The sequence below is a fragment of the Vibrio sp. B172a genome (assembly GCF_030248355.1).
Taxonomy (GTDB): Bacteria; Pseudomonadota; Gammaproteobacteria; order Enterobacterales; family Vibrionaceae; genus Vibrio; species Vibrio owensii.
This window is the reverse complement of the sequence record NZ_JAHGAC010000003.1, coordinates 485,136-499,784: the sequence shown is the minus strand read 5'-3', so window position 1 is coordinate 499,784 and position 14,649 is coordinate 485,136. Positions and strand designations below refer to the sequence as shown.

Sequence of the window (14,649 nt, the reverse complement as noted above, 5' to 3'; positions counted from 1 at the left end):
TTTTGTAAGTGGTATTTTTAAACCAGAGCCTTACAAACATTTCGCTGGTTTAGGAAGGCCAGCCAATTTGGTTGCCTGTTTCGCTGGGCCTTTCTTAAACAATTTGAACAGGTACTTGCTGTTACCTTTCTCAGGGCCGTGCGCCTTTTCCATCGCTTTCACAAGCATTCTTACCGCAGGAGAGGTGTTGAACTCCTCATAAAAGTCACGTACGAAGTGAACCACTTCTAAGTGCGCATCGGTAAGCTCGATCTCTTCATCTTTTGCTAGAAGCTCAATCATGCCTTCTTCCCACTGAGTGTGGTCAAGTAGGTAGCCTTGAGCGTCGGTTTCAATTTCTTTGCCGTTGTAAACGAACATAGCTTTGTTTCCGCTAAGTAACCATTGATACGTATAGGGTAGCGTAGAGCGAAGCTTAGACTCAACAAAAGAATCTTTGCAGCCTTCTGAGCGAAGTAAATTTACACAATTAATACCAGATAAAGAAAGTCACGGTAGAAGAGGTTAATTGCGCTGATTATTCACAAGAATGTAAATTTATTCATCTTGTTAGAAAATTATCGGGGTGAGTATCTGCGTATTTGCATTTTTACCCAAAGTTATTCATTTTTTAATGGCTTCATATGCTTAAGTGAGGCGTTGACGAACAATGACTCACTTACGACGTTGTGTTTGTTCTCATGGGGCGATACTCTCTTGGTTTAATAAGTGACCTGCGTTCAGGTTAGAACTCAAATCATGACAAGGAGTTAGTCGTGTCGAAACAACGTTATATTGAGATTAACGATAACGTCAAATCCACTTGGTCTATCGAGCGTATTTGGAAGCTCGCAGAATCTTTACCCGTAGAAGAAATTGCAATTGATGACATCAAAGGTCCGAATGAGGTGACTTGGTTTAGTGAAGAGGGGCCGCTGCCAACCTGTCGTGAAATAGCGAAACATTGCCAACGCATCAACAATGCCGATTTGTCGTATCCAGTAATACTAACCAGTGATTATCGAGTCTTTGATGGCATGCATCGAATTGCCAAGAGAATCATGTTGGGAGAGGAAACCATACAAGTGAGACGGTTTAGAGAAAATCCAGAGGCTGACGAAGTTATCGAGTTGACGGTAGACCAAGCATAACAAACTGAATTACTTGCAAAGAAAAAGCCCGAAGTAGAACTTCGGGCTTTTGAGTTTTAATTCAATCTAACGAATTAATCGTCGTTCATGATGCCTAGGATGCTTAGTAGGCTGATGAAGATGTTGTAGATTGAAACGTATAGCGTAATCGTTGCAGAGATGTAGTTTGTTTCGCCGCCACGGATGATGCCTTGAGTAGTCATCAGAATTGCCATGGTAGAGAACACAATGAACAAGCTGCTAAGTGCTAGATGCAGAATAGTTGATTGGATGAAGATGCTCGCAATCATACCTACAACTAGAACGACAAATAGTGACAACATAAGGCCGCCCATCATAGATAGGTCGCGCTTAGTTGTTAGAGCGTAAGCAGAAGCTGCCATGAATGACAGAGCGGTACCGCCTAGTGCTGTTAGAACAACGTCGCCCATACCAGCGCCGATGTACATGTTTAGAATTGGACCAATGGTGTAACCCAAGAAGCCTGTGAATAGGAATGTAAACACTAGGCCCATGCTGTTGTTGCGGTTTTTCTCAGTCAGGAATAATAGACCGTAGAAACCAACCAACATCAGGATGATACCTGGACGCGGTAGGTTAAATGCCATAGACACGCCAGCCACAAGAGCTGACCATAGTAGAGTCATAGAAAGTAGTGCATATGTATTACGCAGTACTTTGTTGGTTTGTAGAGCACTCTCTTGAGTAGTAGTGCGAGAAAACATAGGACTGTTCATAATCTTCCTCTATAAGGGACTGTCTTATCTTTAATATATAGACATATATGGGCCCGATAGTTCAAAAAATCAAGCCCGCCACATGTATATCTAGAACAAAATAATAATAGAAATAATGTGTTATGTATGTGGCAACTTGTAACACAATATTACCGCCTTGCATAGCGAAGAAAGGCTTACTATTCAAAGCTCTGAAGCGCAGCTCACGAAGTAGGTTGCAAGATTGCGCGAATTTACAACATCTTGAATCAACTGGATTTTCGTAACATGAGTGAGTAGCAACCGTTTAAACAAAGAAAAAGCGCTGATTTTGATGTCAGCGCTTTACAATTTTAGCTATGTACCCAACCCGTCTTAATGGTGAAGGATCTGAGCCAAGAAGTTCTGGGTTCGATCCGATTGCGGATTCTCGAAGAAGTCGACAGGGTTGTTCTCTTCGATGATTTCACCCGCATCCATAAAGATAACTCGGTCAGCCACTTCTTTAGCAAAACCCATTTCGTGCGTTACACACAACATGGTCATGCCTTCTTCCGCCAGTTCAACCATTACATCAAGCACCTCTCGCACCATCTCAGGGTCGAGTGCCGATGTCGGCTCATCAAACAGCATCACTTTAGGGCTCATACAAAGAGAGCGGGCAATTGCCACACGTTGTTGCTGGCCACCGGAGAGCTGGCCTGGATACTTGTCGGCTTGATCGGGGATCTTAACGCGCTCTAAGTACTGCATTGCGATGGCTTCGGCTTCTTCTTTTGGCATTTTCTTCACCCAGATAGGGGCAAGCGTACAATTCTCCAAAACCGTTAGATGAGGGAAGAGGTTAAAGTGCTGAAAACACATTCCCACTTCACGACGAACCGCCTCAATGTTTTTCAGGTCTTCTGTAAGTTCAGTGCCCGAAACATAGATGCTGCCAGCTTGATGCTCTTCGAGACGGTTGATACAGCGAATCATGGTCGATTTACCTGAGCCCGATGGTCCACAGATAACGATTTTTTCGCCTTTCTTTACGTCTAGGTTGATGTTCTTTAGTACGTGAAACTCACCATACCACTTATTCATGTCCTTCAACTGGATCATATAATCTTGTTGTTGCGTCATAATACGTCCTTGATCTTAGTGAGTTATCGTTTGTGACCGGTATGCAGTTTGTTTTCAAGCCATATCGAGTAACGCGACATGCCAAAACAGAATACCCAAAACACTAACGCGACAAATACATAACTTTCGGTTGCGAAGCCTAACCATTCAGGGTCGGTATTCGCAGCTTGTCCAATGCCCAGCACGTCAAACATACCAATAATAAGCACAAGACTGGTGTCTTTAAATAGGCCGATAAAGGTGTTCACGATAGAAGGGATAGTAATCTTGAGTGCCTGAGGCAAAATGATCAGTCCCATCTTTTTCCAGTAGGTAAGGCCGAGTGCATCTGCTGCTTCATACTGGCCTTTCGGAATCGCCTGCAAACCACCACGTACCACCTCTGCCATATAAGCCGCACTGAACATAACCACACCGATTAGCGCACGGATGAGCTTGTCAGTTTCTGAGCCTTGAGCCAAGAACAGAGGCAGCATTACCGAGGCCATAAACAGAACGGTAATAAGTGGAACACCACGCCACACTTCAATATAAACGGTACAGATACTGCGGATGATCGGCATATCTGAACGTCGGCCAAGTGCTAACGCTACACCAATTGGTAGTGAAACCACGATGCCAACAAGCGCGATGATCAACGTAACTAATAGACCACCCCATTTATGTGTCTCAACGACTTCGAGACCAAATACGCCACCGTAAAGCAATGCGGCGATAATGAATGGGTAAATGTTTACGAAGAACAACCAAATCCAAATGCGTTTCGGCGTTTTCTCGTAAGCAAGTAGTACAGTAAAGATCGCTAACGTGATATAGAACAGGCGAGGGCGCCAGAGTTCAGCTTCTGGATAGAATCCATACATGAACTGTTCCCAACGGACGCTGATAAAAACCCAACATGCGCCTTCGCGAGTGCAGTCGTCTCTTGTTGTCCCGATCCAATCAGCATTAATGAACGCCCAATCGACGATATTCCAGAGTGCTGAGAAGACGATGTAAGCAAGAATCAGCGTCACAATCGAGTTGATTGGGCCATTGAATAGATTTTTGCGTAGCCAACCTACGACACCAACCGTGTTTGCTGGCGGCGGGAGATCTGGCTGAAATTGATGTGTGCTCATATTATCTCTCCACCAGTGCCACTTTACGGTTGTACAAGTTCATCAACGCAGATGTAATCAAACTCAACGTCAAGTAAACGCCCATGGTCATTGCGATGATTTCAATCGCTTGTCCGGTCTGGTTCAACGTGGTACCAGCGAATACAGAAACCAGATCAGGATAACCAATCGCCATCGCCAGCGAAGAGTTCTTGGTTAGGTTCAAGTATTGGCTAGTAAGAGGAGGGATGATGATACGCAATGCCTGAGGAATCACGACCAGCTTAAGCGTTTTTGTGCGTGGTAAACCAAGCGACATTGCTGCTTCAGTTTGACCATGGCTCACAGCGTTGATACCAGAGCGCACAATCTCAGCAATGAACGACGCAGTATAGACACTCAATGCCAATAGAAGTGCAGCCAGCTCAGGAATGATGCTGATGCCACCTCGGAAGTTAAAACCTTTTAACTCTGGGTACTGCAAAGAGATCGGCATGCCAGCAAGGAAGTAAACCACTAAAGGAAGCACAACAACTAATCCAAGCGCAATTCGGCCCATTGGCGTTTGTTGACCGGTTAAACGCTGCTTATTGTTTGCCCACACGTTAATCAAAACCGTCGCAATGACGCCAAAGATAAGTGCGGCAATAACTAATCCGCTTCCTGCTTCCATCACAGGAGCTGGGAAATACAAGCCACGAACGTTCAAGAAGATCGCTTCACCAAGGCTCATACTCTGTCTTGGTGATGGGAGCGCTTGAAGAACCGCGAAATACCAGAAAAAGATTTGTAGAAGTAGTGGGATATTTCGGAACGTTTCAATGTATACCGCAGCTAATCGACTCACCAGCCAGTTGGAGGAGAGACGCGCGATACCCATAACAAAACCAATAACGGTTGCGAGGATAATACCAAGCACGGAAACCAGTGCGGTATTCAGAAGACCAACGACAAAGGTGCGTCCATAAGAGAACGTTTCGTCGTATTCGATAAGAGTCAGGCCGATCCCAAAGCCTGCTTCTTGATTAAGGAAGCCAAAACCTGTTGCGATACCACGAGCATCAAGATTGGTCAGTGCATTGTTGATGATTGTGTAAAAGAAAAATACCAGTGCGGCTACGGCAATGATCTGGAAAAGAGCGGAGCGAAAGGCTGGATTGTAAATCAGGCTCTTACTTCCGCTTGGTTTGGACATCGTACTTGGCGATGCATCATTCGTCGGTTTCATACAGCGATAACCTCAAACCCTTATTTATAGATTCACTCACGAAAAAGGGCGGCATAAACCGCCCTGTGATAATCGTTGTATTAGCGGATTGGTGGCGCGTACATGAAGCCGCCTGCATTCCATAGTGCGTTTACACCACGAGAAATTTTCAGAGGCGAACCTGTACCAACCGTACGCTCGAAGCTCTCACCGTAGTTACCGACTTGCTTGATAACTTGGTAGCCCCAATCGTCACGGATACCTAGGCCTTTACCTTTAGGGCCGTCCACACCAAGAATACGTTTGATGTTTGGATCTTTCGATTTCAACATCTCATCTGCGTTCTTAGAGGTAATGCCGTACTCTTCTGCGTTCACCATCGCAAATAGAGTCCACTTCGCGATATTGAACCATTGGTCGTCACCTTGACGTACAACAGGACCTAGTGGCTCTTTAGAGATGATCTCAGGAAGAACGGTAGCAGAAGAAGGGTCTTTCAAGTTCAGACGTAGCGCGTAAAGACCAGATTGGTCAGTAGTTAGTACGTCACAGCGGCCAGCATCAAAACCTTTAGAAGTTTGCGCAGCAGTATCAAATACCACTGGTTTGTATGCCATGCCTTGGTTACGGAAGTAGTCTGCAAGGTTTAGCTCGGTTGTTGTACCTGATTGAACACATACTGATGCGCCATCAAGCTCTTTTGCACTTGAAACACCAAGGTCTTTCTTAACCATGAAACCTTGACCGTCGTAGTAGTTCACGCCGACAAAGTTCAGACCAAGAGCCGTATCACGGTGTAGTGTCCAGGTGGTGTTACGTGAAAGCACATCGATTTCACCCGATTGTAGTGCAGTGAATCGTTCTTTCGCGGTTAGGGGTACATACTTAACTTTCGTTTTATCCCCAAGAACGGCTGCAGCCAGTGCTTGGCAATATTCTACGTCGATACCTTCCCATTCACCTTTTGAGTTAGGGTTTGAGAAACCAGGTAGACCGGTACTAACGCCACAAGTAATAAAGCCTTGTTTTGTGACTTTGTCCAGAGTAGTGTCTGCTGCTTGAGCTGAAGTAGCCATCATGGCAGTAGAAGCCGCTACGACGGAAGCAAGAACTGTGAGTTTATTTGCCATTTGTATCCTTCCTGTATGATCCATGTTAAATCAGGAGCGACCTGATACAACGTGTCCTGTTCATTTGTGTTTTCGTCCTACGCGATTGATTTTAGAAGAAACGGTCATCGTCAAATCAATCAGTTATAAGCGTAGGAAAGGATCTGCTAATTCTCAAATATATAATTTAAAAAGAGTTTTGGAGAGAAGTCACAACGTTCCTTGCGATTTAGAATGACGAAATGTTAATTGTTTGTAAATAGTGCAACTAATTGTCAGATTGGTGCATCAGAACAATCAACAAAAGATGGATTAAAACAAGAGGATAATAATTTGTTATTAAAAGTGTCATTAGTGTAGGGTGGCTATGTAAGCCGAAAATTTGAACAAATATTATTTGTGAAGTCGAAACAAGGTGAAGTGATTGCCCCATTTTTGGTAGCATGAATTTCGATAGTTATTTGAAGTGATCATGGATTGAAATGCGATATTTTCCTCTGTTCTTAGATTTAGTGAATAAACCCGTGCTGGTTGTTGGTGGCGGTGAAGTGGCGAGCCGCAAAGTTGAGGCGCTAGTTAAAGCTGGCGCTGATATCACCATTGTGTCCCCAAGTCTTGTCGACTTTCTTGATAAACTTGCTCAAGAGCAGCAAGTGCATTGGATTCAACGTTTTTATTCAAGTGACCTTGTCACAAAGTCTTTCATTCAAGTGTGGGCAACCACAGATAACCCAGAACTGAATCATCAGGTCTATAAAGACGCGAAAGAGTTGGGCATCTTAGTCAACGTTGTAGACGACAAGCCTTACTGTGATTTCATTACGCCTTCAATGATTAATCGCGGACGCATCCAAATCGCTATCTCGAGTGGCGGCGCGTCTCCTGTACTGATCCGTAACATTCGAGAAAAGTTAGAAGCTATTCTGCCGCAAAACATGGGATTGATGGCGGAGTTTGCTAATTCAAAACGTAACTCTATTAAAGAAGCGCTACCAAGCGTCGATTTACGCCGTAAGTTTTGGGAGAACTATTTCTCTCACCCTGAAGTAGAAAACGCACGTGATAATCGTGAGCTTGAAACCATCTATCAAGAAACCATGGCAAAGCCTCTGGATGAAACAGGAAGCTGCACTTGGATTCAGGTGGGTAAAGATGTAGAGATGCTGCCGATCAAGGCTGTACGATACATGCAGCAAGCAGAATTGGCTCTTTACTCAACCAAATGCGAAGCAGATGTAATGGAGCTGGTAAGAAGAGATGCGGAACGTGAGGCATTTTCTAGCGCAACCGAGCTTTCTGACATGCTTAGAAAGGCCAAAGAAGAGAAACTTCGTGTTTGTGTATTCGTCCCTCAAGGAACAAGTGAGTTTTCTCTCCTACAAGGACAGGACCTTGTAATCTAATAAGAAGCGCAAGTTCATAGCTTCTTGTAATAGGTAGAGGTTCAAAACCGACATACAAAAACGCCGACGAACATTTCGCCGGCGTTTTTTATTCCACTGTTCTCATTCTCTTCATTAAGAGAATAGGAGAGCGCAATTAATCACGGAAGTTGTTGTACTGAAATGGGATACCCATCTCTGCTTCACGGATCGTTGCAATCGTCGCTTGCAAGTCGTCACGCTTCTTACCCGTTACGCGCAGTTTCTCGCCTTGGATAGACGTTTGAACTTTAAGCTTTGCGTCTTTGATTAGTTTAACTAGCTTTTTCGCTGTTGGCGTATCAATACCTTGGCGGAAAGCAACGTTTTGGTGCCAGTTCTTACCCGTCGCTTCTGGATTTTTTGCATCCATAGCGTTCGCATCAATGTTACGCTTCGCCAAGTGGCTACGTAGGATGTCACGCATTTGCTTAAGTTGGAACTCGCCTTCTGCTGACACTTTTACATTTTCTTCTACTAGCTCAAAGCTCGCATTCACATTGCGGAAATCGAAACGAGTAGACAGTTCACGGTTAGCGTTATCAACCGCGTTACGTAGTTCAACGGTATCGATTTCTGAAACAATATCAAACGATGGCATGAAGATTCCTTGATTATCTTGTTATAGGGAAATTACTTACTGGATTTTACTGCTTCTGCCAGCATATCTAGCATAGTCACAGTATCATCCCAACCTAGACATGGGTCAGTAATCGACTGGCCGTAAGTTAGGTTGTGAATATCAGTCATTGGCTGATTGCCTTCTTTAATGAAGCTCTCTGCCATGATACCCGCAATGCGAGTACTGCCTGATTTAATCTGTTCACAAATGTCTTGTGCAACTTCAATTTGCTTGCGGTGCTGCTTCTGACAGTTTGCGTGGCTGAAGTCTACAATCAAACGTTGTGGCAAGTCGAATTCTGCAAGCGCTTCACACGCTTGTTTCACTGACGCTTCATCAAAGTTTGGACCTTTCTCACCACCACGAAGAATGATGTGACCATATGGGTTACCACTTGTGCGGTAAACTGTCATACGACCATTCTTATCTGGCGAGTAGAAGTAATGTGATGCTTTAGACGCACGAATCGCATCAATCGCAATTTTCACGTTACCGTTTGTACCGTTCTTGAAGCCAACTGGGCAAGATAGGGCAGACGCCATTTCACGGTGAATTTGTGACTCTGTTGTACGAGCGCCAATTGCGCCCCACGTAATCAGATCAGCAATGTACTGGCCTGTGATCATATCAAGAAACTCAGTAGCCGTTGCAAGACCAAGCTTGTTGATATCCAGTAGCAGTTTACGAGCTTTGTGAAGGCCAGCTTCAAGTGCGTATGAACCATCTAGGTTAGGGTCGGTGATAAGACCTTTCCAACCAACAACGGTACGAGGCTTCTCAAAGTAAGTACGCATAACGATGAACAGTTCATCTTTGTACTTATCTTGAATGTCCGCAAGACGAGTTGCGTAGTCAATTGCCGCTTCAGTGTCGTGCACTGAACATGGGCCAACGATAGCAAGGATACGGTCATCCTCACCAGTCAAAATCTTCTCAATTTGTCGACGAGATTGAGCAATACGGTCTGCTACATCATCAGTGATTGGATGTACGCTACCTAGCTCTGCGGGTGTCGGCATTGGACCCAAAGGTTGGGTTCTCAATTCATCTGTTTTAATAGGCATGTTATAGCTTTATTCTCTATTGCGAAGCGGTAAAGATAACGGAATTATAGTTAGGAATAAACCGTTTCACGGGATTCTTATCTAGTAAATACCGAAATGTATGTAATGCTGTGGCTTATCATAAATGATAGTTATGTATAAATGACAAAAACGGCGGCAGAGATCAATACATAGTCGTTTGAATTTATAACTAGTTTTTCTATTTAGTAACACGCAAATTTGGCATTTTAAGCGTTGGAGCTAGGTGTGGTGGGTGTTTCATATTCAACGTAAAACCTTACAGGAAAGAAACCGATTGCTAAATTGCCTACGCAGATCGATTTCTTGTTAACATTTCTTTGACATTTTAGCGCTTCATTGATTAACTGGTCTGACTAGTCTGGTAAGGAGACCAAGATGTTATCTGCTGTTCGCCGTGCAAATCTTTACTTAAACCTTTTTGGCTTTTCTAAAGTTCCACTTATCTGGTTGTGTAGACCAAAGATCCTTGCCATCGATGATCAACACGTTGAAGTTAAAATTCCATTAAAGCGAAGAACGAAGAACCATCTCAATAGTATGTATTTTGGTGCGCTTGCTGTTGGTGCCGATGTTGCTGGTGGCTTTCTTGCTATGAGTAAAGCAGAAGAGCAGGGAGAGCGTATCTCTCTCGCTTTTAAGGGCGTGACAGCAGAGTTTCTGAAACGTCCTGAAGGCGACGTGCATTTTGTGTGTCACGATGGTCCATTGATTGATGAAATGTTGCGAATGACATTAGAAACTGGCGAACGTATCAATCGGGATGTAAAGATCACCGCATTGTGTCCAAGCATTAATGGTAATGAACCTATGGCCGAGTTTTCTCTTACGCTTTCCATAAAAAAAGCAGCTAAAAAACAAGCTGCTTAGTTTCAGAATTCATATTGTGGACTTAAACCAGTTCGATTTTCTCGAGAGAGACGATCTTTGAACGGTTAAGCACGACCTTCCAACGGTAATAAACCGGCTCATCAGTGTGGTTGTCTTCTTTGACAATCACATTGAGAAGATGGCGTTTCTCTACCGACTCTTTACTTACTTGCCCATCATTCAAACGATAGACTCGGTTCGAGCTCTTATCCATTAAACGAATAATAGGGCGCAAACTAATGTTCAACGTTTCACGCGTTTGCTCGTAACCACTCAAGAACAACGATGTCGCCATCTCAGTCTTAGCATGGTAATGCAAGATTTGTTCTTCACGCTGAACCACACGCTTCTTACGAATGTTCTGAATACGATCCGGCAAACTTGAAAGCGAACGATAGTCTAACCATTCCAGCTTACGGCCAACGACTTTCTTTGTCGTCGGGTCCATGTACTTCTTACGCCACTTTGGCTTACCTTTACGAATCCAACGCCACATTGCGTCACGCAAGTCGTCTTTAAAGATTTCACGTAGCGCATAGATAAACGACATCGCAATAATGAAAGACGCTGAAATCTCACCTAGGTAATCTCGCGCAAGGATAACGGTACTTGTCACAACGACCATAACTAAGCCCGTCGCGATACCTTTGATTGCACGTTTGATGTTGTTACCCATCGACATCGTTTTTTCACGCAAAACAATTGGGTGCTCAATCAAACGTCTCAATAAGCGCATTTTGTTCGACAGACGTGTCACATCCTCAACGACGCTCGCTGAGTTGTAGTTATTCAACTTACGGTGCGCTTGCTCTTTTTCACACAGAGTAATCAAGCGTTCTTTAATCGTACTGTAATCGCCTTCACGGGGAAGGTGAGCGACAAGAGATAGGAACTTTTGCTCGGTGTACCAAGACAAGTAATTGTCGATGTTAACGTAGTAACGCTTGAGGTTTTCTTCGTAAGGAATCGAACGACGTAGACGCTTCAGGATGTCGAGCGTCAATTCAATCACTTCATCCACCTCTTCCGCTGTTACGCTGTCACTATCATGTTTGTTTAACGCAGCTACGGCTTTATCAAGCGCAATAACGTATTGATACGCAAACAAACTCAAACTGACGCGGTACTGGCGATTGGACAAACGACCACGTTTAGCAAGACGGCTGTGCACCAAAGGCAAAAGCACCTCTGTACTGTAGTAAGAACGTTTTTGCGTGATTGAAGTGTAGTAGAACTCGGATTCGCTGATGATGTCGGAATTTAAACCCAACTCTCCGGGTACGAAAACATAGATATCAAGGTCGAGCGTTTTACTCTTTGCCAATGCATGGCTAATTTTTAAGGTTACCGAGTCTTGTTTGTCGACAGTGACCAAGGAAAGCTCCTGATTTTGCTAAAGCATCCTATATCCAAAAGCGTCCGTTCATTGAAATAACTTAAGGGCGGGCTAGGATAAATTGTTGAACGAGCACAGCATAACAGAGAGGTTTGCTTTTCTCTCTGATTTTCTTGTTAGTTTGGGTATAATTCCCAGTAAATTTAAAAAGAGACAAACTCAATGATTAAAATTGGTCAAATTAACAGCTTAGAAGTCACTAAAACGGCTGATTTTGGCGTATTTTTGGATGGTGACGATTACGGCTCTGTCATGCTGCCTAATAAATATGTACCAGAGGGTACGAACGTAGGCGATCATATTGACGTATTTCTTTACTTTGATTCAGAAAGTCAGCTAGCTGCGACCATTGATAAACCCATCGCTCAAGTTGGCGAGTGGGGCCTAATGCAAGTTGAAGGTGTGAGCAGCACCGGTGCATTCGTCAATTGGGGTATTAAAGAGAAAGATCTTCTTATCCCGTTTAGTGAGCAACGTGCTCGCTTTACTGCTGGTCAAAATATTCTAGTTTACGTATACACAGATAAAGCATCTGGTCGTATCGTAGGTACAACCAAGTTCAATAAGTGGCTAGATAAAACGCCAGCAAACTATGAAGTGAACGAAGAAGTTAACCTCATCATCGCAGAACGCAGCCAACTTGGTTACAAGGCGATTGTAAACGGCGAGCATTGGGGGATGATCTTCCCATCTGATGTCTTCGGAAAGCTGTTTATCGGTAAAAAGCTGAAAGGTTACATTAAGCAAATTCGTGAAGACGGTAAGATTGACCTAGCGCTACAAAAAGTTGGTGTCGCTAAAATGGACGACCTATCTAGCAAGATCGTTGAGTTACTTGAGAAGAAGGGCGGGTTCTTGCCTCTTAACGATAAATCTTCTCCAGAAGCGATTTTTGACGCATTTCGCACCAGCAAAGGCACGTTCAAGAAAACCATCGGTGGTTTATACAAAGCAGGTAAAATCGTTATTGAAAAAGACGGAATTCGTCTCGCTGAATAAAGACTAAAGATGCAATTTGGCTGGTGGATCGCGTCTTAGTCGATAAGACTTGAATGCGAATTGAAAAGTACCAGCCAAAAAAATGGCCCAAACTCGTCCTTATTTTGGGCCTAGGGGAAACGGCTCCTTGATAGAGCCTGCGCTAAACTTTTTTGACCAACAATATGGTTGGTTAAACATAGAGAGAAATGCCGTTTCAAAGCGATGCTTTGATAACTTCAGTTTAGTACAGCGCACTCGGATCGCTAGTGAACCCAGTTCCAATCATGCTTTAGAACCAAAAAGCCATCGTAAATACGATGGCTTTTCATTTATTTATAGCATTTCACTTTGCTACTAAAATAAGTTCTTATCTCGCACTAATTCGCGTGGAAGACCGTTTTTGATGCGGTTACTTACCCATTTCCCAAGGCCGATAATGGCACCTTCGTACTTCACAAGAACTTCGCCTTTACCCGTCTTCATCTCAGCTGGAATGTTTTGAGGACGAACATCACGACCCATATACCATTCACGCGCTTCTTCGATGGTTAGTTCAATCGCATTACTCTCATTACCTTTAGCTAGAGCTGTCGCAACTTGGTGCTGCCAGCGGTAACCGTTTTTATGGGCTTCAGCAATCTTGATGCCCATGCGAGAGAAACGCAGTTCACCAATCATCGGCTCTAGTGCATCTGGGAAAAGCCACACATCTTTATCACGAATCCAAACCGTGCTGTCTTCAGGCAGCTTGATGTCCATTGCGCTTTGCAACTGCTTAGCGATCTCTGCAGATTCTTTGTTTGATGCTTTTGCAAATGGGAATTTACCCATGCGCTTCTTCACTTTTGGCGCTTCTACCGCTGCAAGTTTACGAATTCGAGCGACGAAGAAGCCTTCACAGTCATAAACTTGAGGGAAGATGTGCAAGAACCCTTCTTCGGTCAGCGCCGCTTCTGCATTTTCAAACAGATCTTTTAAGCTTTCGAATTCAACAGCGTCACCAAATGTCTCTTTTAGATGGTGACAAACTTGCTGGTTCTCTTCAGTGCTTAACGTACAGGTTGAGTAAACCATTACGCCACCTGGTTTTAGAGCATGGAACGCACTTTCAATAAGATCTTTCTGCGTATCGGCAATTTCAATGACGGACGCTTGCGTCCAGTTCTTCATTGCATCTTCATCTTTACGAACCGTACCTTCACCAGAACATGGCGCATCGAGTAGAACGGCGTCAAATTGCTCTGGGAGCCAGCCACCAAACACACGACCGTCGAAGTTGCTTAGTGCAGCGTTACGCACGCCACAGCGCTCAATGTTTGCATGAAGCACTTTCACTCGGCTTGCCGCGTATTCATTCGCAACCAAAACGCCTTCGTTATTCATCAACGCAGCGATTTGAGTTGTTTTTGAGCCTGGTGCAGCCGCAGTGTCGAGAACCGCATCGTACGATTCATTATTCATAAATAGGGCAGAGACAGGCATCATTGAGCTGGCTTCTTGAATGTAGAAAAGCCCTGACATGTGTTCAGCGGTATTACCAAGTGGTACAACCGATTCATCCGCATCAATCCAAAAGCCCGTTTCACACCAAGGTACAGGAGAAAGCTTCCAACCTTTTGCTTCTGCGCGCACTAAAAACGCTTCAACGCTGATCTTAAGCGTATTAACACGAATACTTTTTCGCAGTGGCTTCTGGCACGACGCGATAAAGTCTTCCATGTTGAGGTGAGCAGGGAGTATGGTTTGGATTTTTTCCAAAAAGGCTTCTGGGATGTAAACGTTAGGATGCAAAGTGAAATCTCGATTGCAGAATTTGCCGCAAATGATATACGAAAGCGAACCAGAAACGAATAGTCACAAAGGTTTGAGCAATAAAAAAGAGCAGCGATT

The 14,649-nt window shown here is 44.1% G+C and carries 14 protein-coding genes; 4 read left to right on the top strand and 10 right to left on the bottom strand.

Annotated elements, in window-relative coordinates:
• Positions 1-30: 30 nt before the first annotated feature.
• The gene (locus tag KIT90_RS05845; protein WP_005443942.1) at positions 31-360 is read right to left on the bottom strand and encodes a TusE/DsrC/DsvC family sulfur relay protein; all 330 of its coding nucleotides are present in this window, start codon (positions 358-360) and stop codon (positions 31-33) included.
• A gap of 395 nt (positions 361-755) precedes the next feature.
• Between KIT90_RS05845 and KIT90_RS05840 the strand changes: the two genes are divergently transcribed.
• Complete coding sequence (locus KIT90_RS05840) at positions 756-1,130, top strand: chromosome partitioning protein ParB (protein ID WP_285375836.1); 375 nt, start codon at positions 756-758, stop codon at positions 1,128-1,130.
• 74 nt (positions 1,131-1,204) lie between these two features.
• On the opposite strand, the gene KIT90_RS05835 is transcribed toward KIT90_RS05840, so the two are convergent.
• From KIT90_RS05835 to KIT90_RS05815, 5 genes are all read right to left on the bottom strand, one after another.
• Positions 1,205-1,867, bottom strand: a complete 663-nt coding sequence (locus KIT90_RS05835; RefSeq protein WP_005443944.1) for a Bax inhibitor-1/YccA family protein — start codon at positions 1,865-1,867, stop codon at positions 1,205-1,207.
• Between the two features lie 354 nt (positions 1,868-2,221).
• Positions 2,222-2,971, bottom strand: a complete 750-nt coding sequence (locus KIT90_RS05830) for an amino acid ABC transporter ATP-binding protein (RefSeq protein WP_005443945.1) — start codon at positions 2,969-2,971, stop codon at positions 2,222-2,224.
• A gap of 23 nt (positions 2,972-2,994) precedes the next feature.
• Positions 2,995-4,092 carry an amino acid ABC transporter permease gene (locus KIT90_RS05825; protein WP_038894149.1) on the bottom strand — a complete coding sequence of 366 codons (1,098 nt, stop codon included), beginning with the start codon at positions 4,090-4,092 and terminating at the stop codon, positions 2,995-2,997.
• A gap of 1 nt (position 4,093) precedes the next feature.
• A complete protein-coding gene (locus KIT90_RS05820) occupies positions 4,094-5,299 on the bottom strand; it encodes an amino acid ABC transporter permease (protein WP_039989207.1) in 1,206 nt (401 codons plus the stop codon).
• Positions 5,300-5,379: 80 nt separating this feature from the next.
• On the bottom strand, positions 5,380-6,408 hold the full coding sequence (locus KIT90_RS05815; RefSeq protein WP_009706139.1) for an amino acid ABC transporter substrate-binding protein: 1,029 nt from the start codon (positions 6,406-6,408) through the stop codon (positions 5,380-5,382).
• Between the two features lie 461 nt (positions 6,409-6,869).
• Between KIT90_RS05815 and KIT90_RS05810 the strand changes: the two genes are divergently transcribed.
• A complete protein-coding gene (locus KIT90_RS05810; protein ID WP_285375830.1) occupies positions 6,870-7,790 on the top strand; it encodes a bifunctional precorrin-2 dehydrogenase/sirohydrochlorin ferrochelatase in 921 nt (306 codons plus the stop codon).
• Between the two features lie 136 nt (positions 7,791-7,926).
• Here KIT90_RS05810 and KIT90_RS05805 read toward each other — a convergent pair whose 3' ends face one another.
• Both KIT90_RS05805 and KIT90_RS05800 read right to left on the bottom strand, forming a co-directional pair.
• Positions 7,927-8,409: a YajQ family cyclic di-GMP-binding protein gene (locus tag KIT90_RS05805; RefSeq protein ID WP_020197439.1), complete on the bottom strand. Its 483-nt coding sequence runs from the start codon at positions 8,407-8,409 to the stop codon at positions 7,927-7,929.
• Positions 8,410-8,441: 32 nt separating this feature from the next.
• Positions 8,442-9,494: a 3-deoxy-7-phosphoheptulonate synthase gene (locus KIT90_RS05800; protein ID WP_005443964.1), complete on the bottom strand. Its 1,053-nt coding sequence runs from the start codon at positions 9,492-9,494 to the stop codon at positions 8,442-8,444.
• Positions 9,495-9,890: 396 nt separating this feature from the next.
• Between KIT90_RS05800 and KIT90_RS05795 the strand changes: the two genes are divergently transcribed.
• Entirely contained in the window at positions 9,891-10,382 is a 492-nt protein-coding gene (locus tag KIT90_RS05795) for a DUF4442 domain-containing protein (RefSeq protein WP_009706137.1), read from the top strand.
• A 22-nt stretch (positions 10,383-10,404) separates the two neighbouring features.
• On the opposite strand, the gene KIT90_RS05790 is transcribed toward KIT90_RS05795, so the two are convergent.
• A complete protein-coding gene (locus tag KIT90_RS05790) occupies positions 10,405-11,757 on the bottom strand; it encodes a hypothetical protein (RefSeq protein WP_005443968.1) in 1,353 nt (450 codons plus the stop codon).
• Between the two features lie 183 nt (positions 11,758-11,940).
• On the opposite strand from KIT90_RS05790, the gene KIT90_RS05785 reads away from it, so the two are divergent.
• Positions 11,941-12,777, top strand: a complete 837-nt coding sequence (locus KIT90_RS05785; protein ID WP_005443969.1) for a S1 RNA-binding domain-containing protein — start codon at positions 11,941-11,943, stop codon at positions 12,775-12,777.
• 336 nt (positions 12,778-13,113) lie between these two features.
• On the opposite strand, the gene rsmF is transcribed toward KIT90_RS05785, so the two are convergent.
• A complete protein-coding gene (gene rsmF / locus KIT90_RS05780) occupies positions 13,114-14,550 on the bottom strand; it encodes a 16S rRNA (cytosine(1407)-C(5))-methyltransferase RsmF (RefSeq protein ID WP_264405504.1) in 1,437 nt (478 codons plus the stop codon).
• Positions 14,551-14,649 lie beyond the last annotated feature (99 nt).

What these genes read in the sequence shown, in the direction of transcription:
- KIT90_RS05845 (WP_005443942.1), bottom strand. Translation starts at nt 360, where the DNA reads ATGTTCGTTTACAACGGCAAAGAAATTGAAACCGACGCTCAAGGCTAC.
- KIT90_RS05835 (WP_005443944.1), bottom strand. Translation starts at nt 1,867, where the DNA reads ATGAACAGTCCTATGTTTTCTCGCACTACTACTCAAGAGAGTGCTCTA.
- KIT90_RS05830 (WP_005443945.1), bottom strand. Translation starts at nt 2,971, where the DNA reads ATGACGCAACAACAAGATTATATGATCCAGTTGAAGGACATGAATAAG.
- KIT90_RS05825 (WP_038894149.1), bottom strand. Translation starts at nt 4,092, where the DNA reads ATGAGCACACATCAATTTCAGCCAGATCTCCCGCCGCCAGCAAACACG.
- KIT90_RS05820 (WP_039989207.1), bottom strand. Translation starts at nt 5,299, where the DNA reads ATGAAACCGACGAATGATGCATCGCCAAGTACGATGTCCAAACCAAGC.
- KIT90_RS05815 (WP_009706139.1), bottom strand. Translation starts at nt 6,408, where the DNA reads ATGGCAAATAAACTCACAGTTCTTGCTTCCGTCGTAGCGGCTTCTACT.
- KIT90_RS05810 (WP_285375830.1), top strand. Translation starts at nt 6,870, where the DNA reads ATGCGATATTTTCCTCTGTTCTTAGATTTAGTGAATAAACCCGTGCTG.
- KIT90_RS05805 (WP_020197439.1), bottom strand. Translation starts at nt 8,409, where the DNA reads ATGCCATCGTTTGATATTGTTTCAGAAATCGATACCGTTGAACTACGT.
- KIT90_RS05800 (WP_005443964.1), bottom strand. Translation starts at nt 9,494, where the DNA reads ATGCCTATTAAAACAGATGAATTGAGAACCCAACCTTTGGGTCCAATG.
- KIT90_RS05795 (WP_009706137.1), top strand. Translation starts at nt 9,891, where the DNA reads ATGTTATCTGCTGTTCGCCGTGCAAATCTTTACTTAAACCTTTTTGGC.
- KIT90_RS05785 (WP_005443969.1), top strand. Translation starts at nt 11,941, where the DNA reads ATGATTAAAATTGGTCAAATTAACAGCTTAGAAGTCACTAAAACGGCT.